Consider the following 18,745-nt stretch of genomic DNA (forward strand, 5'->3'; position numbering starts at 1 on the left):
ACGTCGATGAAGGTCGATGAGGTACGGCAGCCCTGTGGGGGAGGGTGATGTGGGCCACATGTTGCCCGCGCGTGAACGGCCTGTCTCGCTTCCGGAACCAACGGAGGTTGTGGTCATTGCGGTCACGGTCGTCGGTGCGTGCACCCCCTTTCCCCGCCCGCAGGCGGGCGCCATGATGGGGCGCCCGGCGGACGAGCCGCCGTACGCCGTGCCGGTACGGGAGATTGAGTACGCCGTGGTCGCCGCCTTCCGCCGCCAGACCCTCGCGGGCGAGCTGCTGGTGCTCCAACTCGCCATCGTGGTCGTGGTGTTGGCAGCCGTCGCCGCGGTCTCCCTCGCCCAGTCGGAGGCGACCTTCGACCGGGTCGAGGGCCGGCGGGTGGTCGCGCTGGCCGAACAGCTCGCCGCCAACCCCCTGGTGCGCAGCCAGCTGGTGTCGCCCGCGCCGCAGCGGGCCCTGGCCCCACTGGTGAACTCCACGCAGACGCAGGCCCAGGTCACCTCGGTGACGGTGGCCGACGCCGACGGCAGGATCGTCAGCTCCACCAACCCCACGGCCCTCGGCTCCCGGCTGCCCTTCGGCGAGGAGGCCTCCCGGGGCCGGGGCTGGTCCGGCTCGCTGACGGTGGACGGCGGACGTGAACTCGTCGCACAGGTGCCCGTACTCGGCGCCACGCAGCAGCACCTCGGACAGCACCTGGGCACGGTGATGATCGGCGAGGCCGACCCGACGGTGTGGCAGCGCCTCAGCGGGGCGTCCTCGTACCTCCTCGCCTACCTGGGCGTCGCCAGCGCACTCGGCGTGGCCGGCTCCTGGCTGCTGGCCCGGCGCGTCAAACGGCAGACCCTGGGCCTGGAACCGCGCGAGATCGCCGGACTGGCCGAGCACCGGGAAGCGATGCTGTACGGCATCGCCGAGGGCGTGATCGCCCTCGATCCGCACCTCCGGCTCACCCTGGTCAACGAGATGGGCCGGCGCCTGCTCGACCTGCCCGAGGACTGCGTGGGCCGCAGCCTCGCCGAACTCGGCATCGAGGGACGACTGCGGGACGTGCTGGCGGGCGACCGGGAGGACACGGCCGGCGGTGGACGTGGTGAGGGCGGCTCGGTGGGCGCGGTCGGTGGTGGGGGTGGCAAGGGCGGCTCGGCTGGCCCGACTTGCGGTGGGCGTGGTGAGGGCGGCTCGGTTGGCGGTGGGGGTGGTGAGAGGGGCTCGGTGGGCCCGGCCGGCGGCGGGTGTGACGAAGACGGCCCGGCTGGCACGCCCGGCGACCGGCGTGGTGAAGACGGTTCGGTGGGCCTGCCTGGCGGCGGGTGTGACGAAGACGGCCCGGCTGGCACGCCCGGCGACCGGCGTGGTGAAGACGGACCGGTAGGCACGGAGTCCGGCGACCCGGGTGGCGAGGGCCGTCCGGTCGCCACGGCCGGCGGCGGGCGGGACCAGGTCGTCGTCCGGCACGGCCGGGTGCTGGTGATGAACCGGATGACCGTCGCCAAGGACGGACGCCCGCTCGGCTCCGTCACGACCCTGCGAGACCGCACCGAGCTCGCCCGGCTGGAACGGGAGATCGGATCCTTCCGCAGCTCCTCCGAACTGCTGCGCGCCCAGGCCCACGAGTTCGCCAACCAGCTGCACACCATCTCCGGACTGATCCAGATCGGCGAGCAGGACGAGGTCGTGCGCTACATCCGCGCGCTCAGCCGCCGCCGCCAGTCGCTCGACGTCTCCCTCAGCCGCCGGGTCCGGGACACCGCCGTCGCCGCCCTGCTCATGGCGAAATTCTCCCTGGCCGCTGAACGCAAAGTGATCCTGCGGATCTCGGACCGCACCGCGCTCGACCGGCTCACCCCGGAGGACGCAGCCGACGTGGCCACAGTGGTCGGCAACCTCGTCGACAACGCCGTCGATGCCGCTGCCGCCCAGGAGGGGGACGGCGCCTGGGTCGAGGTCGAACTGCGCCAGGACGCCTCCAGCGTGGAGATCGTGGTCCGCGACTCCGGCCCGGGCGTCGCACCCGAACTCGCCCGGGAGGTCTTCGCGCACGGCTTCACCACCAAGGCCGCCCGGGAGGGCGAGCGCGGCATCGGTCTGGCGCTGACCCGGCTGGTCTGCGAGCGTCACGGGGGCGAGATCTCGGTGACCAACACCCCGGACGGGGCGATGTTCACCGCCCGCATGACCGTCAGCCACCTCACCGACGCGGTGGCGGAAGGAGTTCCACGATGACGACGCCGACGACGGGTACCTCCGGCACGGGCGACACGATCGACGTGCTCGTGGTCGACGACGACTTCATGGTGGCCAGGGTCCACCGCGCCTTCGTCGAACGGGTCGAGCCGTTCCGGGTCGTCGGCGTCGCCCACACCGGCGAGCAGGCCGCCCACGCCGTCGACACCCTGCACCCCGACCTCGTCCTGCTCGACCTGTACCTGCCGGACCTGTTCGGCCTGGACGTCATCCCCCGGCTGCGCGCCGCGGGCCACGACTGCGACGTCATGGTCATCAGCGCCGCCCGGGAGGCGGACGCGGTGCGCGGCGCCGCCCGCCACGGCGTCGTCGACTACCTCCTGAAGCCGTTCGACTTCGAGGACCTGCGCGTCCGCCTGGAGCGCTACGCCCTCCAGCGCGGCAGGCTGCTCGCCACCGTCGTGCGCAGCCAGGCCGACGTGGACAGGGTCCTGGCCGGAGCCGCGGCGGTACCGGCCTCGGCCGCCGGCACGCTGCCCAAGGGCATGAGCGTGGAGACCGCCGAGCTGATCGAACGCACGCTCAGGGCGGCGGAGGGCTCCCTGTCCGCCGCCGAGTGCGCGTCGCTGTCCGGCGTCTCCCGGGTCAGCGCCCGCCGCTACCTGGAGCACTTCCACACCATCGGCAGCGCCGACGTGTCCCTGCGCTACGGGTCGACGGGCCGGCCCGAACGCCGCTACCGGTTCCGCGGACGGCCCGCGGGCCTGCGACCGGGCGACGAGGCCCGCGCCTAGCTTCGGCCCCGGGGGCGTACGGGGCCGTCAGGTCAGCAGCCGCCTCTCCTTGGCGACCGCCACCGCGCCGGCTCTCGTCTCGACGCCCAACTTGCCGTAGATCCGCCCGAGGTGGGTCTTGACCGTCGCCTCGCTGATGAACAGGGCACGGGCGATCTCCCGGTTGCCCAGGCCGCGGGCGAGCTGCCCGAGGATCTCGTGTTCGCGCGCGGACAGGGTGGGCCGCGGGCTGCGCAGCCGGGTCATCAACCGGTCGGCCACCGGCGCCGACAGGGCGGTGCGGCCGGACGCCGCGTTGCGGATCGCCGCGAACAGCTCGTCGGGGTGCTCGGCCTTGAGGAGGTACCCGGTGGCCCCCGCCTCGATGGCCCGGGTGACGTCGGCGTCGGTGTCGAACATCGTCAGGACCAGGACGCGGGGACCTTCACCGCCGTCGGCGGTCAGATGTCGCGTGGCCGTCACGCCGTCCATCCCGCCGTCGAGCTGGAGGTCCATCAACACGACGTCGGGGCGCAGCCGGGCGGCCATGGCGAGCGCCTCCTCGCCGGTGGCCGCCTCACCGACCACGTCGATGCCGTCGGCGCTGGACAACAGCGCGCGCAGCCCCGCACGCACCACGGCGTGGTCGTCGCACAACAGCAGGCGTACGGGCGTCACAGGGCGGGCTCCTTCGGGGCGTGCGAGACGGGACGGACCGCGGACGCCAAGGGTGCCAGGGGGATCGCCGCGGATACGACGGTGCCCTCGCCCGGCGTGGACTCCACGGCGAGCGTGCCGCCCGCCTGCCCGGCCCGGATGCGCATGGCGGGCAGCCCGTGCCCGCGTCCCCGGCTCGGCTCCGGCCCGGACGGGTCACGCAGGCGGTCCACGTCGAAGCCGCGACCGTTGTCGGCGACGTCGAGGGAGATCTGGTCGTCCAGACAGGTCAGGGTCAGTGCGGCCCGGGTCGCCGCCGCGTGCTCGCGCACATTGGCCAGCGCCCCCTGGGCGATGCGCAGCAGCGCCGCCTCGACCCGTTCCGGCAGCCTGCCCGGCTCGCCGTCGAGCCGGAACTCCACGGTCAGCCCAGGACCGCTCTCCCGTTCGGCGAGTACGGCGAGCGCGCCCGGCAGCGTGTGCTCGGCGAGGTCGGCCGGCGCCAGGTCGTGCACGAACCGGCGGGCCTCCGCGAGGCTGCGGGAGGTGATCTCCGCCGCCCCCCGGACGTGCTCGCGAGCCGCTTCCGGGTCCGTGTCCCAGACCCGCCCGGCGGCCTGGAGCAGCATCCGCTGACTCGACAGGCCCTGCGCCAGGGTGTCGTGGATCTCCGTGGACAGCCGCTGGCGCTCCGCCAGGACCCCCGCCCGCCGCTCGGTGACCGCCAGCTCGTGCCGGGTACGGACCAGGTCCTCGATCAGGACGCGCTGCCGGGCTCCCTGACGCTGCAGATGGACCATCACGGCGGTGGCGACCGCGGCGACGGCCGGCGGGGCGACGACCATGTTGGGGTTCAACGTGCCCTCGGCGACCCGCACTTCGGAGGCGACGACCAGTGCGGTGAGCACGCCCGCCACCGGCACCGCGATCCGTGGGGGCAGCGCGTGCAGATTGGCGAACAGCAGGGGCATCGCGCACCAGGTGGCGCTCGGCGTGAGAGCGAGGAGCACGACCCAGACCACGGACACCGAGCCCAGCCACACCAGATGGCGCGTGGCGGGCGGCGAGCCGGGGCGCGGCGCCGGAGCCAGGAAGCGGCCGAGGACGTACAGCAGACAGAAGACCGCGAACAGGGCCACCACCCACCCGGTGCGCGCCCCGCCCTGGTCGCGGGTCAGGAAGCGGGCGAACGAGGAGCCGAGCAGCAGGAAGAACGCGCCGTGCACGACCGCGCCCAGCCAGCGCTCGTCCGGATCGATGTGTCTCATCCTCCGTGTCTAACGCGTCCGACGCGCGGCCGCATCAACCGATCGGCCGACCCACCGGTCGCCCGAACCGCTCCGGCACTGCACCCTGATGACCGAGCCTTTCGCATCGCTCCGCACCGAGGCTGAAACCAGACCCGTACCGCTCGGAAAGGCAGCGACCAGATGCCCGCCAAGAACCTCACCGCCGACCGCTCGGCCTTCGGCCACCGTCTCGGCTACGCCCTGCGCCACCCCGACCGGGTGCCCCGGCACGTGGCGCGCGCCGCCCGGGACCTGTGGCTGCGCCACCGCCACACCGACCATGTCTCCTACTACCGTGCCGTGATGCGCTCCGACACCAGGAGCGATCCGGACGCGGCGGTCGGCAGCGGCAGCCGTGAGCGATGGTTCGCGCTGGGGGCGATGCAGTTCGACTACCTGATCGAGCACGGCCTGCGTCCCGAGCACCGCATGCTGGAGATCGGCTGCGGCAACCTGCGGGGCGGCTGGCGGTTCATCCGGCACCTGGAGCCCGGGCACTACCACGGCATCGACATCTCGCCCGACATCCTCGTCGCCGCGCAGGACACCATCGTGGAGATGGGCCTGCAGCAGCGGCTCCCGACCCTGACCCCGGTCCGGGACCTGACACTGCGGTTCCTGCCCGACGCCCACTTCGACGTGGTGCACGCGCACAGCGTCTTCTCCCACTCGCCGCTCCCGGTGATCGACGAATGCCTGGCCCACGTCGGCCGGGTCCTCGCCCCGGGAGGCTGGTTCGACTTCACGTTCGACCGCACCGAGGGCGAGGAGCACCACGTCCTGCGGGAGGACTTCTACTACCGCACCGAGACGCTCGTGGCCCTGGCCGAACGGCACGGTCTACGGGCCCGCTTCATGGACGACTGGGAGCGGCTGCCGCACGGCCAGTCGAAGATCCGCGTGACCCACGGCTCCTGATCGCCGTTCCAGAGGGCATGCTGAGCGAGGTGCGGATGCGGGGTGGCCGGCTGCTGGTGCCGGCCGGAGTGGCGATGGCGTTGTCGGCCGTGGTGGCCTGCGGACCGTCGCGGGGCGGGGGAGGCGAGAGCGACAGCAGGCCCGCCTCGCCGACGCCGGCCCGGTTCGACGAGGAGGTCGTGCTGGCCGACGGCCGGCGCGTGGGACTGTCGTACGCCGCCGGCCGCGGGCTTCTGGAGCAGCACCGGGACGCCGGAACGGGGACGTGGAGCGAGCCGCACCTGGTGCACGCGACCTCGTCGGATCCGTGCCGGAGCATGACGGTCGAGGCGTTCGACGGCACGGTCGCCGTCATCGCGGACTGGGGGCACTACTGCGCGGACGGCGAACCGCCGACGGAGTCGGTCGCCGCGGTCGGCACCGCGGACCCGGCACGGTGGGACACCAGGCTCAGCAGGAACTTCGACGGCTGGGAGAAGGTCACCGCCGTGGACGGCTCGCGGCGGCTGCGCTTCACCAGGGTCTCCACCGAGTGGCTGACGCGGCTGGAGTGGAGCCGGACGGACGGGTTCGCCCAGGTGGACGAGATCCCCCGCTGAGCTTCCCGCGACCTCGTCCGCCGGAGCGCCTTGCCACCTTCGTCGCCGTCAGGGGGTTGTCCGTACATTCTCCGGCGCCTAGGCTCGCTCGCGGCAAGCGCTTTCTGCGTGCGTCCGCAAGCTGTCCGAGGAGTACCGCATGCCCCCGCTTCCAGCCCGCCGTCGTGTCGCCGTCGTCGGGACCGGTGCCATCGTCAGCGGCAGTCACCTACCGGCTCTCAGAGACCACTCCGACCGGGCGGAACTGGTCGCCGCCGTCGATGTCGACCCGGGCAGACTCGACGCCTTCCGGGAGCTGGCGGGGGAGGCGGTCGCCGGGCACACGTCGATGGACGCGATGCTGGACGCCGTACGTCCCGACCTGGTGCTCATCGGTACCCCGCCGTCCCTGCACCGGGAGCAGACGGTGGCGGCGCTGAAGGCCGGCGCCTGGGTGCTGTGCGAGAAGCCGCTGACCCTGTCGCTCGCCGAGTACGACGAGATCGCGGCGGCGGAGGAGGCCTCGGGGGCGTACGCGGCCGTGGTCTTCCAGCACCGCTACGGCTCCGGCGCCGTGCACGCCCGTGAACTGATCGCGAGCGGCGAGCTGGGCGCCCCGCGGGTCGCACACTGCCAGACCACCTGGCACCGCGACGCGGCCTACTACTCCGTCCCGTGGCGCGGTAAGTGGGCCACCGAGGGCGGTGGGCCGACCATGGGGCACGGCATCCACCAGTACGACCTGCTGCTGCACCTGCTCGGCCCGTGGACGGAAATCCGGGCCATGGCGGCGCGCCTGGTCCACGACACCGAGAGCGAGGACGTCTCCACGGCCCTCGTCCGGTTCGAGAACGGCGCCCTCGCCACCGTCGTCAACAGCGTGCTCTCCCCGGACGAGGTCAGCCGCATCCGCATCGACTGCGCCGACGCGACCGTCGAGCTCACCCACCTGTACGGGCACCGCAACGAGGACTGGGTCTACACCCCGGCCCCGCACGTCGGCTCCGAGCGCGCCGCCGCCTGGCCCACCCCCGCCGCCGACGTGCCCAGCTCGCACACGGCACAACTCGGCGCCCTGCTCGACGCGTACGACAACGGTGTCAGGCCGCCGACCAGTGGCCCGGAGGCCCGTGCCACGCTGGAATTCGCCGCCGCCCTCTACAAGGCCGCGTTCACCGGCAACCCGGTGCACGCGGGCGAGATCGCACCCGGCGACCCGTTCTACCCGGCCATGCACGGAGACCACCCTCACTGGGCCCCCAAGGAGCGCGCATGAGCATCCGCGTCAGCCACGTCCACGGCGAGCACATCGCGGTCGAGGCGGCGGACGGCACGGAGATCCTCCGCTACGTCTACCGCCCCGACCCCGAGGCCTTCGAGTCCCGCAAGCCCTACGCCCACCCGGTCCGCACGCTCGCCGGGCGCACGGTGACGGGGTACCGCCCGAACGACCATCGCTGGCACAAGGGCCTGCAGATGACGGCCAGCCACCTGTCCGGCCAGAACTTCTGGGGCGGCAACTGCTACGTGCACGGCCAGGGCTACCTGCCCCTGCCCGAGCGCGTCGGCTCGATGCGGCACGACGGATTCCCGGCGTTCGCGGTCGCGGACGACCGGCTGGCCTTCACCGAGGAGCTGACCTGGGTGGAGAACGGCGGCGCCGAGTGGGCGCGCGAGGAGCGCGGTCTGTCCGTCCACTCGGTCGACGAGACGGCCGGTGCCTGGACCCTCGACTGGTCGATCCGGCTCACCAACCTCCGTGCCGAGCCCCTCGCCTTCGGTTCCCCGACCACCGCGGGCCGTGAGATGGCCGGCTACACCGGCCTGCAGTGGCGCGGCCCGCGCGACTTCACCGGCGGTACCGTCTTCGCCCCGGACACCGACCCCGACGCCGACAAGCTGATGGGCACCCAGAGCCCCTGGCTCGCCTTCACCACCGAGCACGACGAGGTCGACGGCCACTCCACGCTCGTCTTCGCGCACGCCCCCGAGAATCTCGACCCGAAGAGCGCCGTCCACGAGTCGCACTGGTTCGTGCGCTCCGAGCCGTTCCCGACGGTCGCGTTCTCCTGGGCGTTCTTCGAGGAGTTCGAGCTGCCGCCGGGCGAGTCCTTCGCGTACCGCTACCGGCTGGTCGTCGCCGACGGAGCCTGGGACGGTGACCGCGTCGCCACCCACCTGGAGTGCCTGCCGTGGTGAACGACCCCAAGCCCACCCTGCCGCACCCCCTGCCCGGCGCCGTCGGCCTGTCCCACCTGAGCGCGTACGACTGGGAGGCCGCCGACGGTGTGTGCGGCGGCAGCCCGCATCTGCACCTGGTGTGCACGGAGGCGTACGTCGTGACCGGCGGGCGCGGCGCGGTACAGACGCTGAGCCCCGACGGCTACCGGGACATCCCGCTGGAGGCGGGCTCGGTCGCCTGGTTCACCCCGGGCACCGTGCACCGCATGGTGCAGGGCGGTGATCTGCGCATCACCGTGCTGATGCAGAACAGCGGGCTGCCGGAGGCCGGGGACGCCGTCTTCACCTTCCCGCCCGAGATCCTGGCCGACCCCGACGCGTACGTGGCGGCGGCCACGCTTCCGCCCGGCACCGGACCGGAGACGGCCGCGGCGGCGCGCCGCCGCAGGGACCTCGCCGTCGAGGGCTACCTCGGTCTGCGCGAGGCTCTCGTCACCGGCAACAGCGGCCCGTACCGGGAGTTCCAGCGCACCGCCGCCCACCTGGTGCGCGCCAAGGTGCCGGCCTGGCGCGAGCTGTGGCGGGCCGGGGCGTTGGCCACCGCCGAACGCACCGGCGCCCAGCTGGACGCGCTGGCGGACGGCGAGCCGGCGTATCTCGGCGAGGCGACCGCGTACGAGGCCGCGCCCACCCGGCTCGGCGGCTTCGGGATGTGCGGCCGGCGGGACGAGTACGCGCTGCCGGGGACGACCCTGCCCCACCAGGGCGGGTAACAGGGGGGCCTGCACACCGGGGGAACAGGGGGCGTTCACCGGGGGTCGTCAAGAAGGACCCGAGGGAAAGAGAGGTGACCTCGGCATGCCCGGACACAGGACAAAGGGGTTCTGCGCGTCGGCCGTCGCACTCGTGCTCTGCGCGGTGCCGGCCGGCTGCGGGGGATCCGAGGAGTCGGCCGGCGGTGGCAAGGCCGTGCTGCGCTACACGTGGTGGGGCAACCCCGACCGCGCGGAGCGCACCGAGCAGGCCGTCGCCCTGTTCGAGGAACGGCACCCGGACATCGAGGTGCAGACGTCGTTCTCCGGCTACGACGCCTACAAACAGAAGCTCGCCGTCCAGGCCACGGGCGGCGACGCACCCGACGTGATGCAGCTCGACTACCGCCAGATCGACCAGTACGCCTCCGGCGGTGTCCTGCTCGACCTGGCGAAGCGGAAGTCCGTCCTGCGCACGTCCGAGATCGACCAGGGCCTGCTCGCCACCGGCCGGGTGGACGGCACGCAGTACGCGATCCCACAGGGCCGCGGCACCGAGACCGTCGTCCACGACGTCAAGGCGTGGAAGGAATCGGGAGTACCGCTCCCACGCCGGGGATGGACCTGGGACGACTGGGCCGACGCCGTGCGCGCGCTGGCGAGGAAGACCGGCCGGCCGGGGGCCACCGACCCGGGCCAGAGCGAGGACGCCTTCGAGGTCTGGCTGCGCGGACAGGGCAAGGCCCTCTACACGAAGGCGGGCGGGCTCGGCTTCACCGCCGACGACCTGACCGAGTGGTGGACGTTCACCGACGAGCTCCGGCGTGAGGGCGCCGTCTCGCCCGCCGAGCAGACCACCCAGCTGGACGGAACCGTCGAGAACACCCCGCTCGGGCGCGGCAAGGCCGTCAGCGACATGAACTGGGACGCCCCGGCCAGCGGTTACCTCGCCCTCATCCCGGACGGGATCGCCCTCGCCCCGATGCCGTCCGGCGCGGACGGCACACCCGGCCAGTACTTCAAGCCGTCGATGTTCCTCGGCGTCTCCGCCAACACCGGCCACGCCAAGGAGGCGGCCCAGCTCGTCGACTTCCTCCTCAACGACCGGGACGCGGCGAAGATCCTCGGCGCCACCCGGGGCATCCCTGTCAACGAGACCATCCGCGAGGAGACCGCTCCGCAGCTGAAGGACTTCGACAAGACGGTCGCCGACTTCCAGTCGTCCCTCGAAGGCACCCTCAAGGACCCCCCGCAGGCCCCGCCCTCCGGTGACAACGCCCTGCAGACCACCTTCCAGCGCGACTACGACCAGGTGTCCTACGAGCGCATGTCGCCCCGCGAGGCGGCCGAGAACTACGTCACCGAGGCGAAGGCGGAGCTGAGGTCATGACCACCACCGACATCCCCGCGCCCACCGCACACCCGAAGCGGCACGCGACGGCACCCAAACGCCGCCCCAAGCGCGAACGCGAGGGCGCCGCCTGGGTGTTCCTGTCGCCCTGGGTGCTCGGCGCGATCGCCCTGACGCTGCTGCCGATGGCCGTGTCGCTGTACCTGTCCTTCACCGACTACAACCTCTTCGACCCACCGCACTGGGTGGGGCCGCGCAACTACACGCAGATGTTCACCGAGGACCCGCGGTACTGGCGCTCGGTCGTGACGACGCTGACGTACGTCGTCATCGCGGTGCCCCTCCAACTCGCGCTCGCACTCGTCGTCGCACTCGCCCTGAAGTCCATGAAGGCCGGCAAGGGCTTCTACCGCTCCGCCTTCTACGCCCCCTCGCTGCTCGGCGCCTCCATGTCCATCGCCCTCGTCTGGCGGGCGATCTTCAACGACGGCGGCACGGTGGACAACCTGCTCGGCACCGGCGGCTGGGTCAACGAACCCGGCTGGGCGCTGCTGTCGGTGGCCCTGCTGACGGTGTGGCAGTTCGGCGCGCCGATGGTCATCTTCCTCGCCGGCCTCCAGCAGATACCGGCCGAGCTGTACGAGGCCGCCGCCGTGGACGGGGCGGGCAGGTGGCGGCAGTTCCGGTCCGTCACCGTGCCGATGCTGTCCCCGGTCCTGTTCTTCAACCTGGTGCTGCAGACCATCCAGGCCTTCCAGGTGTTCACCCCCGCCTTCGCGGTGAGCGCCGGCAAGGGCGGCCCCGCCGACTCCACCCTCGTCTACACGATGTACCTCTACGACCGCGGCTTCGTCGCCTCCCACATGGGCTACGCCTCCGCCATGGCCTGGGTGCTGCTCCTCGTCATCGGCGTCGTCACGGCGGTGCTGTTCCGCACCTCGCGTTCCTGGGTCTTCTACGCGTCCGAGGGGGACCGATGACCGCCGCATCGACTGCCGCTGTCTGTAAGCCTGTTCGCTGGGGCCGCGTCGCCCTGCACCTCGGCTGCCTGGCCGCCCTGCTGGTCATGCTCTATCCGCTGGCCTGGCTGCTCGCCACCTCGCTCAAGCCCGCCGACGAGGTCATCGCCAGCCTCGACCTGCTGCCCGGTCACCTGGAGTGGTCCAACTACGAGACCGCCTTCGAGGGTGTCAACGACGTGTCGGTGTGGCGGCTGCTGTCCAACTCGCTGCTGATCGCGGGCGGCGCCGTCCTCGGCAACGTCATCAGCTGCTCGCTCGCCGCCTACGCCTTCGCGCGGCTTCGATTCCGCTTCCGGGGCCCGCTGTTCGCCTTCATGATCGTGACGATCATGCTGCCGCACCACGCGATCCTGATCCCGCAGTACATCATCTTCAACCAGCTCGGCCTGGTGAACACCTACTGGCCGCTGATCCTGCCCAAGTTCCTCGCCACCGAGGCCTTCTTCGTCTTCCTCATCGTGCAGTTCATGCGCGGTCTGCCGCGTGAGCTGGAGGAGGCGGCCCGCATCGACGGCTGCGGCCCCTTCCGCAGCTTCTTCCTGATCGTGCTGCCGCTCACCCGGCCCGCGCTGATCACGACGGCGATCTTCACCTTCATCTGGACCTGGAACGACTTCTTCACCCAGCTCATCTACCTCTTCGACCCGGACAAGTTCACGCTCACGCTCGCCCTGCGGTCCTTCGTGGACGCCTCCAGCCAGTCGTCGTTCGGCCCCATGTTCGCGATGTCGGTGATCGCTCTGCTGCCGATCGTGCTGTTCTTCCTCGCTTTCCAGCGCTTCCTGGTGGAGGGCATGGCCAGCTCCGGACTCAAGGGGTGAACGGGCATGAGTGAGATGCGGACGCGTGAACCGGGCGAGATCTTCGGACCCCGGATGACCCTGTTCGCCGACGTACTGAGCGTCGGCCTCGCCACGGCGGTGGCCTGCCTGCCGTTGGTGACCGCCCCGGCCGCCCTGTCGAGCGCGTGCGCGGTGCTGCGGGGCGCGGGCAAGGGGCAACCCGCCACGGCCGGTCGGTACTTCGCGGTTCTACGGCGAAGGCTGCGGGCCGGCGACCTGGCGGCGGGGGCCGTCGCCCTGGCGGGCGCGCTGCTGTTCGCCGCGGACCTCGCGCTGGCCGGGGCGGGACTGCCGGGAGCGCCGCTGTTCGCGACGCTGGCCGCGGCGATCGGCGCGTGCGCCCTGGTGGTGGGCCTCAGGGCGTGTGCGCGCCCCGAGTCGCTCACCGACTGGCCGGGCGCCCTGCGCGAGGCCGCGCGCAACGCCGTGGGGGATCCGGGCGGTTCCGCCCTGGTGCTGCTCGCGGTGGCGACGGCCGTCCTGTGCGCGTGGATGCTGCTGCCGCTCGGTTTCCTGACGCCGGGGCCGCTGGCCTTGGCGCTCACCACCGTCGATGTCCGATGGGGTGTCACATCCGAAAGTTAATGGCCCATTAGGGGACTTGCGGTGTGAAGGGCCACTTGAGGTGTCAACCATCTTGTCATGAACCTGCGACCCGATGGGCGGGTCGCAGTCTCATGGAGGTGTGGGATGCACCGCAGACTCGCCACCGCAACGGCCGCCTTACTCTGGCCCTGATCACCGTCGTCGGCACCGCCGCAGCAGCCGACGCGGCTCCCGCCGACAAGCCCCAGGTCCTCGCGAACTGGACCCAGACCAGCGCGTCCAGCTACAACTCCTGGGCCGTCGCCCGTGCCGACCGGTCCGCGTGGAGTGCGTACGCGTTCGACTGGACCACGGACTACTGCTCCTCCTCGCCGGACACCCCCTTCGGCTTCCCCTCCCGGATGTCCTGCGCCCGGCACGACGTCGGCTACCGCAACTACAAGGCCGCCGGCGCCTTCAGTGCCCACAAGACCCGGCTCGACAGCGCCTTCCACGGGGACCTCGAGCGAGTGTGCGCGAAGTGCACGGCGGCACCAGGACCGCCTGCAACAGCACGGCATGGACGTACTGCCAGGCCGTGAAGGCCTTCGGCTGAGAGGCCCGTCCGGCCGGGGGCGCCCCCGACCGGACGGGGCGGCCTCCGGGGAGCACCGGCACCCTGCCGGCCGAGGTGCCGGTTCCGGTGCCGGCGGGCGTTTCCCTTGATACCCCGACCCGTATCACGAAGGTGTGCTCCTAAGGCTTGACCGGATACCCCCTAGGGGTATGGTGGACGTATCGAGGCCTCGCTCGTAGCCCGGGGCCGTGTCTCCCAGGAGCCGACCATGCACGCCGGACTGAAGATCACCACGTTCGCGGCCGCGCTCGCCGCGACCTTCGGTACCGCCTACGGAGTGGGAAAGGGTCTCGGCCCCGTCGTCGAGGACAGTGCGCCCCCGCGTCACGAGAGCCACAGTGAGGCGTCACCGTCACCGGAGGGAGGGGAGGGGCACGGCGGGCACGAGGCGGAACCGGCCGGGGGACTGCAGATCTCCGAGAAGGGCTACACCCTCGACCTCGAGACCACCCGGGTCACCGCCGGACGCCCGTCCGACCTGCGCTTCGTCGTACGGGACGACAGCGGCCGGGCCGTCACCGCCTACCAGCGCGAACACGACAAGGAACTCCACCTCATCGTGGCCTCACGCGACCTGGTCACCTACCGCCACCTGCACCCGGCCCGCGCAGCCGACGGCACCTGGAGCGTCCCCGTCGTCCTGCCCCGCGCGGGCGGCTACCGGGTCTTCGCCGACTTCACCCCTGCGAGGAAGAACGCCGAGAACCTCACCCTCGGCGCGGATCTGGCGGCCTCGGGCCCCTACGCGCCGAAGGACCTTCCGGCGCCGAACACCACGGCCGAGGCCGACGGCTACGAGGTGGCGCTGAACGGCACCCTGCGCCCGGGCACGGCAGGGAACCTGACCCTGAACGTCTCCCGGAACGGCAAGCCGGTCACCGACCTCCAGCCCTACCTCGGCGCGTACGGCCATCTGGTCGCCCTGCGCTCCGGCGACCTCGCCTACCTCCACGTCCACCCGAACGGCGAACCCGGCGACGGCACGACCCAGCCCGGCCCGGACATCTCGTTCGCGGCCACCGCGCCGAGCAGCGGCACCTACCGGCTCTTCCTCGACTTCAAGCACGGCGGCACGGTCCACACCGCGGCGTTCACGGTCCGGGCGGGGACGGCGGGCGTGGCCGCGGACGACGAGCCGACGGACGTACCCGAGTCCCCGGCCGGCCACGAGTCCTCGGACGACCACGGGCACTGACCCCAAAGGTCGCGCCCGCGGCTCCTCAGCCCAGGGCGCGATCCAGGTTGAACGCCGCGCTGATCAGGGCGAGATGGGTGAACGCCTGCGGGAAGTTGCCCTGTTGCTCGCCGGTGTGGCTGATCTCCTCGGCGTACAGGCCCAGATGGTTGGCGTAGGTGAGCATCTTCTCGAAGGCCAGCCGCGCTTCGTCGATCCGTCCGGCGTGCACCATGGCCTCGACGTACCAGAACGAGCAGATGGAGAACGTGCCCTCGTCGCCGTGCAGTCCGTCGGGGCTCTCCAGCGGGTCGTAGCGGTAGACCAGCGAGTCGGAGACCAGGTCGTGGGTGAGCGCGTCCAGCGTGGACAGCCACTTGGGGTCGGTCGGCGCGATGAACTTCGTCAACGGCATCATCAGGACGGCCGCGTCGAGGACGTCGCCGTCCTCGGTCTGCACGAAGGCCTGGCGGGTCTCGGACCAGCCGCGCTTCATGATCCGCCGATAGATCGTGTCGCGGCACTCCCGCCAGCGGTTCAGATCGGCGGGCAGGCCGCGCCGGTTGGCCATGCGGATCGCCCGTTCGATCGCCACCCAGCACATCAGCCGCGAGTACAGGAAGTTCTTGCGGCCGCCGCGGGTCTCCCAGATGCCCTCGTCGGGCTGGTCCCAGTTCTCGCACACCCAGTCCACCAGCGCGGACACGTCGTCCCACTGGTCGCTGGAGATCGGCTGGGCCCACTTGTCGTAGAGGTAGATCGAGTCGATCAGCGCGCCGTAGATGTCGAGCTGCAGCTGCTCGGCGGCGCCGTTGCCGACCCGTACCGGCGCGGAGCCCTGGTGTCCCTCCAGGTGGGAGAGTTCACGCTCGGGCAGGTCGGTGCGGCCGTCGATGCCGTACATGATCTGCAGGGGGCCGGACGGCTTGCCGTCGCCCGGACTGATGTGCCGGGTCACGAAGTTCATGAACGCCTCGGCCTCGCCGGTGAAGCCCAGCCGCAGCAACGCGTACACGCAGAAGGCGGCGTCGCGTACCCACACGTACCGGTAGTCCCAGTTGCGCTCGCCGCCGAGCTTCTCGGGCAGGCTGGTCGTCGGGGCGGCCACGATCGCGCCGGTCGGCGCGTAGGTGAGCAGCTTCAGCGTGAGGGCCGAACGGTGCACCATCTCCCGCCAGCGGCCGCGGTACTTGGACGCGGACAGCCACGTGCGCCAGTACGCCACCGTGGTGGTGAACTGCTCCTCGGCCTCCGTCCGCGCACACCGGCGCGGCGCCACCTCGCCGCCCACCTGGTCCAGCGCGAACACCGCCGACTCGCCCTCGGTCAGCTTGAAGTCGGCGCGCGCGTCCAGCCCGTCGACCTCCAGCGGCACGGTCGCGGTCAGCCCCAGTGACAGCTTCGCGGACTCGAACACCGCGACGTCGCCGACCATGCGCACGGTGTGCGGCTCGGCGCCGTAGTCGAAGCGCGGCGCCACGCGGGTACGAAAGGGGATGGAGCCGCGCACGCACAGCACCCGGCGGATCAGCCGATGGCGTTCGGTCTCCACCGAGTCGCCGTCGACCGGCATGAAGTCCTGTACCTCGCCGACGCCGTCCTCGGTGAAGAACCGGGTGATCAAAACGTTGGTGTCGGGGAAGTAGAACTGCTTGGTGCGGGCCGGCACGCTCGCCGCCAGCTCGAAGCGGCCGCCCTTGTCCGCGTCCAGGATCGAGGCGAAGACGCTCGGGGCGTCGAAGGAGGGGCAGCAGTACCAGTCGATCGTGCCGTCGGTCCCCACCAGGGCCACGCTGCGCAGGTCGCCGATCAGACCGTGCTCGGCGATCGGCAGATAGCGAGGGGCCCCGGACACATGCTGTGTTGCAACCATCGCAGCCTCCCCGGCCCGGCACGCATCTCAGCCTCAGCTTAGGGGGAGCGGCGCGCCCGGCGCCGGGAGACGGGGAGAGGAGATTTGCCTACAGGTATTAGGTAGATGCACTATTGCTTCAGGCAAATCGAGGACAGGTTATGGCACGCGTAGGACTGACGACAGAACGCCTGGTGCGAGCGGGGGCCGAGCTGGCCGACGAGGTCGGCTTCGACCAGGTGACCGTCTCTGCGCTCGCCAGGCGGTTCGACGTCAAGGTCGCGAGTCTGTACTCGCACGTGAAGAACTCCCAGGACCTCAGGACCGGGATCGCCCTGCTCGCCCTGGAGGAACTGGCCGACCGGGGCGCAGCCGCGCTCGCTGGCCGGGCCGGCAAGGACGCCCTGACCGCCCTGGCCAACGTCTACCGCGACTACGCCCGCGAGCACCCCGGCCGTTACGCGGCGGCCCAGCTGAAGCTCTCCCCGGAGGCGGCGGCCGCCAGTGCCGGTGGCAGACACGCTCGGATGACCCGGGCGATCCTGCGCGGCTACGACCTGACGGAGCCGGACCAGACGCATGCGGTCCGGCTGCTGGGCAGCGTCTTCCACGGCTATGTCAGCCTGGAACTGGGGGGAGGGTTCAGTCACAGCGCCCCCGACTCACAGGAGACCTGGTCAAGAGTCCTGGACGCACTTGACGCGCTGCTGCGGAACTGGCCCGCGCCGCCCACGCCATCCGTGTAGTCCGCCCGGTTCGCACCGTCCACGCAGTTCAGACACGTTGATCAACAGGTTGGGGTCATGCACACCAAGGACGACTGGATCACCACGCCCATCACCATGGACCTCCTGCGCGGAGCCCTCGACCTGGAGCGCACCGAGCACGGTGTGCTGCCGCACCGGCTGCCCGCCCGGGCCCGGGCCCAGTGCACCGACGGGCAACTGGCCATGGCCGAGTCGCAGCCCTCCGGCGTACGGCTGGTCTTCCGCACCCGGGCGACCGCCGTCGAACTGGACACGCTGCCCACCAAGCGGGTCTACGTGGGCACCCCACCCCGCCCGGACGGGGTCTACGAACTGCTCGTCAACGGCCGCCCGGCGGGCCGGGGCAGTGTGACGGACGGGCACATCCTGACGATCGACATGACCACCGGGAGCTTCGAGCGACGGCCCGGACAGCCCGGCACGCTTCGCTTCACCGGCCTGTCCGAGGGCGTCAAGGACGTCGAGATCTGGCTGCCGCACAACGAGACCACCGAGCTCGTCGCCCTGCGCACCGACGCCCCCGTCGAGGTGGCCCCGCCCTCGGGCCGCAGGGTGTGGCTGCACCACGGCAGCTCGATCAGCCACGGCTCCGACGCCGCGGGGCCCACCGCCATCTGGCCCGCACTGGCCGCCACTCGGGGCGGTGTGGAACTGATCAACCTGGGCCTGGGCGGCAGCGCCCTGCTCGACCCGTTCACCGCGCGCACCCTGCGCGACACTCCCGCCGACCTGATCAGCATCAAGATCGGAATCAACCTCGTCAATCTGGATGTGATGCGCCTGCGTGCCTTCACCCCAGCCGTCCACGGTTTCCTCGACACCGTCCGCGAAGGGCACCCCACCGTCCCGCTGCTGGTCGTCTCGCCCATCCTGTGCCCCATCCACGAGGAGACGCCCGGCCCCGCCGCCCCCGACTTCGGCGATCCCGGGTCCGGGCAGATGCGGTTCGTGGCCATGGGCGATCCGGCGGAGCGCGCGAGCGGGAAACTGACCCTCGGCGTCGTACGGGACGAGCTGGCCCGGATCGTGGCGCAGCGAGCGGCCGACGACCCGAACCTGCACTACCTCGACGGCCGCGACCTGTACGGCGAGCCGGATTCCGCCGAGCGCCCCCTGCCCGACAACCTCCACCCGGACGCCGCCACCCACCGCCTCATCGGGGAACGCTTCGCCGAGCTGGCCTTCACGGCCGACGGGGCCTTCGCGGACCACGGCGGCGTCTGAGTCCCGGCGCTGCCC

The 18,745-nt window shown here is 71.7% G+C and carries 17 protein-coding genes and 1 pseudogene; 15 read left to right on the plus strand and 3 right to left on the minus strand.

The features are described from left to right. Window positions 1-235 precede the first annotated feature (235 nt). On the plus strand, window positions 236-2,227 hold the full coding sequence (locus tag KUM49_RS33895; RefSeq protein WP_308406882.1) for an ATP-binding protein: 1,992 nt from the start codon (window positions 236-238) through the stop codon (window positions 2,225-2,227). Next, complete coding sequence (locus tag KUM49_RS33900) at window positions 2,224-2,982, plus strand: response regulator (RefSeq protein ID WP_217240798.1); 759 nt, start codon at window positions 2,224-2,226, stop codon at window positions 2,980-2,982. The genes KUM49_RS33895 and KUM49_RS33900 overlap by 4 nt, the downstream gene beginning before the upstream one ends. A gap of 27 nt (window positions 2,983-3,009) precedes the next feature. On the opposite strand, the gene KUM49_RS33905 is transcribed toward KUM49_RS33900, so the two are convergent. Then, window positions 3,010-3,639: a response regulator transcription factor gene (locus tag KUM49_RS33905; RefSeq protein WP_217240799.1), complete on the minus strand. Its 630-nt coding sequence runs from the start codon at window positions 3,637-3,639 to the stop codon at window positions 3,010-3,012. Further along, complete coding sequence (locus KUM49_RS33910) at window positions 3,636-4,886, minus strand: sensor histidine kinase (protein WP_217240800.1); 1,251 nt, start codon at window positions 4,884-4,886, stop codon at window positions 3,636-3,638. Before KUM49_RS33910 ends, KUM49_RS33905 begins: the two co-directional genes overlap by 4 nt. 162 nt (window positions 4,887-5,048) lie before the next feature. Here KUM49_RS33910 and KUM49_RS33915 point away from each other — a divergent pair, with 162 nt between their 5' ends. The 11 genes and pseudogenes from KUM49_RS33915 to KUM49_RS33965 all read left to right on the plus strand — a co-directional run bounded on the left by KUM49_RS33915 (window position 5,049) and on the right by KUM49_RS33965 (window position 14,908). Further along, window positions 5,049-5,825, plus strand: coding sequence for a class I SAM-dependent methyltransferase (locus KUM49_RS33915; protein WP_217240801.1), 777 nt, complete (start codon window positions 5,049-5,051; stop codon window positions 5,823-5,825). A gap of 17 nt (window positions 5,826-5,842) precedes the next feature. Further along, window positions 5,843-6,424 carry a hypothetical protein gene (locus KUM49_RS33920; protein WP_217240802.1) on the plus strand — a complete coding sequence of 194 codons (582 nt, stop codon included), beginning with the start codon at window positions 5,843-5,845 and terminating at the stop codon, window positions 6,422-6,424. Window positions 6,425-6,563: 139 nt separating this feature from the next. After that, complete coding sequence (locus tag KUM49_RS33925; RefSeq protein WP_217240803.1) at window positions 6,564-7,679, plus strand: Gfo/Idh/MocA family protein; 1,116 nt, start codon at window positions 6,564-6,566, stop codon at window positions 7,677-7,679. Continuing rightward, window positions 7,676-8,602: a PmoA family protein gene (locus KUM49_RS33930; RefSeq protein ID WP_217240804.1), complete on the plus strand. Its 927-nt coding sequence runs from the start codon at window positions 7,676-7,678 to the stop codon at window positions 8,600-8,602. Before KUM49_RS33925 ends, KUM49_RS33930 begins: the two co-directional genes overlap by 4 nt. Beyond that, the gene (locus KUM49_RS33935) at window positions 8,596-9,357 is read left to right on the plus strand and encodes a cupin (RefSeq protein ID WP_217240805.1); all 762 of its coding nucleotides are present in this window, start codon (window positions 8,596-8,598) and stop codon (window positions 9,355-9,357) included. The genes KUM49_RS33930 and KUM49_RS33935 overlap by 7 nt, the downstream gene beginning before the upstream one ends. 85 nt (window positions 9,358-9,442) lie before the next feature. Then, a complete protein-coding gene (locus KUM49_RS33940; protein WP_217240806.1) occupies window positions 9,443-10,726 on the plus strand; it encodes an ABC transporter substrate-binding protein in 1,284 nt (427 codons plus the stop codon). Further along, entirely contained in the window at window positions 10,723-11,667 is a 945-nt protein-coding gene (locus KUM49_RS33945) for a carbohydrate ABC transporter permease (RefSeq protein WP_217240807.1), read from the plus strand. Before KUM49_RS33940 ends, KUM49_RS33945 begins: the two co-directional genes overlap by 4 nt. Continuing rightward, window positions 11,664-12,530 carry a carbohydrate ABC transporter permease gene (locus tag KUM49_RS33950; protein ID WP_217240808.1) on the plus strand — a complete coding sequence of 289 codons (867 nt, stop codon included), beginning with the start codon at window positions 11,664-11,666 and terminating at the stop codon, window positions 12,528-12,530. The genes KUM49_RS33945 and KUM49_RS33950 overlap by 4 nt, the downstream gene beginning before the upstream one ends. Before the next feature lie 6 nt (window positions 12,531-12,536). Further along, window positions 12,537-13,136 (plus strand): hypothetical protein, encoded by a 600-nt coding sequence (locus tag KUM49_RS33955; protein WP_217240809.1) that lies wholly within the window; start codon window positions 12,537-12,539, stop codon window positions 13,134-13,136. A gap of 105 nt (window positions 13,137-13,241) precedes the next feature. Then, window positions 13,242-13,692, plus strand: a pseudogene (locus KUM49_RS33960) (phospholipase). Between the two features lie 229 nt (window positions 13,693-13,921). Then, entirely contained in the window at window positions 13,922-14,908 is a 987-nt protein-coding gene (locus KUM49_RS33965; protein WP_217240810.1) for a hypothetical protein, read from the plus strand. 25 nt (window positions 14,909-14,933) lie between these two features. On the opposite strand, the gene KUM49_RS33970 is transcribed toward KUM49_RS33965, so the two are convergent. Further along, window positions 14,934-16,760 (minus strand): glycoside hydrolase family 15 protein, encoded by a 1,827-nt coding sequence (locus KUM49_RS33970; protein ID WP_217240811.1) that lies wholly within the window; start codon window positions 16,758-16,760, stop codon window positions 14,934-14,936. Between the two features lie 140 nt (window positions 16,761-16,900). On the opposite strand from KUM49_RS33970, the gene KUM49_RS33975 reads away from it, so the two are divergent. Further along, entirely contained in the window at window positions 16,901-17,485 is a 585-nt protein-coding gene (locus KUM49_RS33975; RefSeq protein ID WP_217240812.1) for a TetR/AcrR family transcriptional regulator, read from the plus strand. A 57-nt stretch (window positions 17,486-17,542) separates the two neighbouring features. Beyond that, complete coding sequence (locus tag KUM49_RS33980) at window positions 17,543-18,730, plus strand: GDSL-type esterase/lipase family protein (protein ID WP_217240813.1); 1,188 nt, start codon at window positions 17,543-17,545, stop codon at window positions 18,728-18,730. The last annotated feature ends 15 nt before the right edge of the window (window positions 18,731-18,745 follow it).

This window comes from Streptomyces sp. AC555_RSS877, from assembly GCF_019049245.1.
In the GTDB taxonomy this organism is placed as follows: Bacteria; Actinomycetota; Actinomycetes; order Streptomycetales; family Streptomycetaceae; genus Streptomyces.

Bases quoted from the DNA above. Each gene is read 5' to 3' on its own strand.
- KUM49_RS33900 (WP_217240798.1), top strand. From the start codon at position 2,224: ATGACGACGCCGACGACGGGTACCTCCGGCACGGGCGACACGATCGAC.
- KUM49_RS33910 (WP_217240800.1), bottom strand. From the start codon at position 4,886: ATGAGACACATCGATCCGGACGAGCGCTGGCTGGGCGCGGTCGTGCAC.
- KUM49_RS33915 (WP_217240801.1), top strand. From the start codon at position 5,049: ATGCCCGCCAAGAACCTCACCGCCGACCGCTCGGCCTTCGGCCACCGT.
- KUM49_RS33920 (WP_217240802.1), top strand. From the start codon at position 5,843: ATGCTGAGCGAGGTGCGGATGCGGGGTGGCCGGCTGCTGGTGCCGGCC.
- KUM49_RS33925 (WP_217240803.1), top strand. From the start codon at position 6,564: ATGCCCCCGCTTCCAGCCCGCCGTCGTGTCGCCGTCGTCGGGACCGGT.
- KUM49_RS33930 (WP_217240804.1), top strand. From the start codon at position 7,676: ATGAGCATCCGCGTCAGCCACGTCCACGGCGAGCACATCGCGGTCGAG.
- KUM49_RS33940 (WP_217240806.1), top strand. From the start codon at position 9,443: ATGCCCGGACACAGGACAAAGGGGTTCTGCGCGTCGGCCGTCGCACTC.
- KUM49_RS33945 (WP_217240807.1), top strand. From the start codon at position 10,723: ATGACCACCACCGACATCCCCGCGCCCACCGCACACCCGAAGCGGCAC.
- KUM49_RS33950 (WP_217240808.1), top strand. From the start codon at position 11,664: ATGACCGCCGCATCGACTGCCGCTGTCTGTAAGCCTGTTCGCTGGGGC.
- KUM49_RS33955 (WP_217240809.1), top strand. From the start codon at position 12,537: ATGAGTGAGATGCGGACGCGTGAACCGGGCGAGATCTTCGGACCCCGG.
- KUM49_RS33965 (WP_217240810.1), top strand. From the start codon at position 13,922: ATGCACGCCGGACTGAAGATCACCACGTTCGCGGCCGCGCTCGCCGCG.
- KUM49_RS33970 (WP_217240811.1), bottom strand. From the start codon at position 16,760: ATGGTTGCAACACAGCATGTGTCCGGGGCCCCTCGCTATCTGCCGATC.
- KUM49_RS33975 (WP_217240812.1), top strand. From the start codon at position 16,901: ATGGCACGCGTAGGACTGACGACAGAACGCCTGGTGCGAGCGGGGGCC.
- KUM49_RS33980 (WP_217240813.1), top strand. From the start codon at position 17,543: ATGCACACCAAGGACGACTGGATCACCACGCCCATCACCATGGACCTC.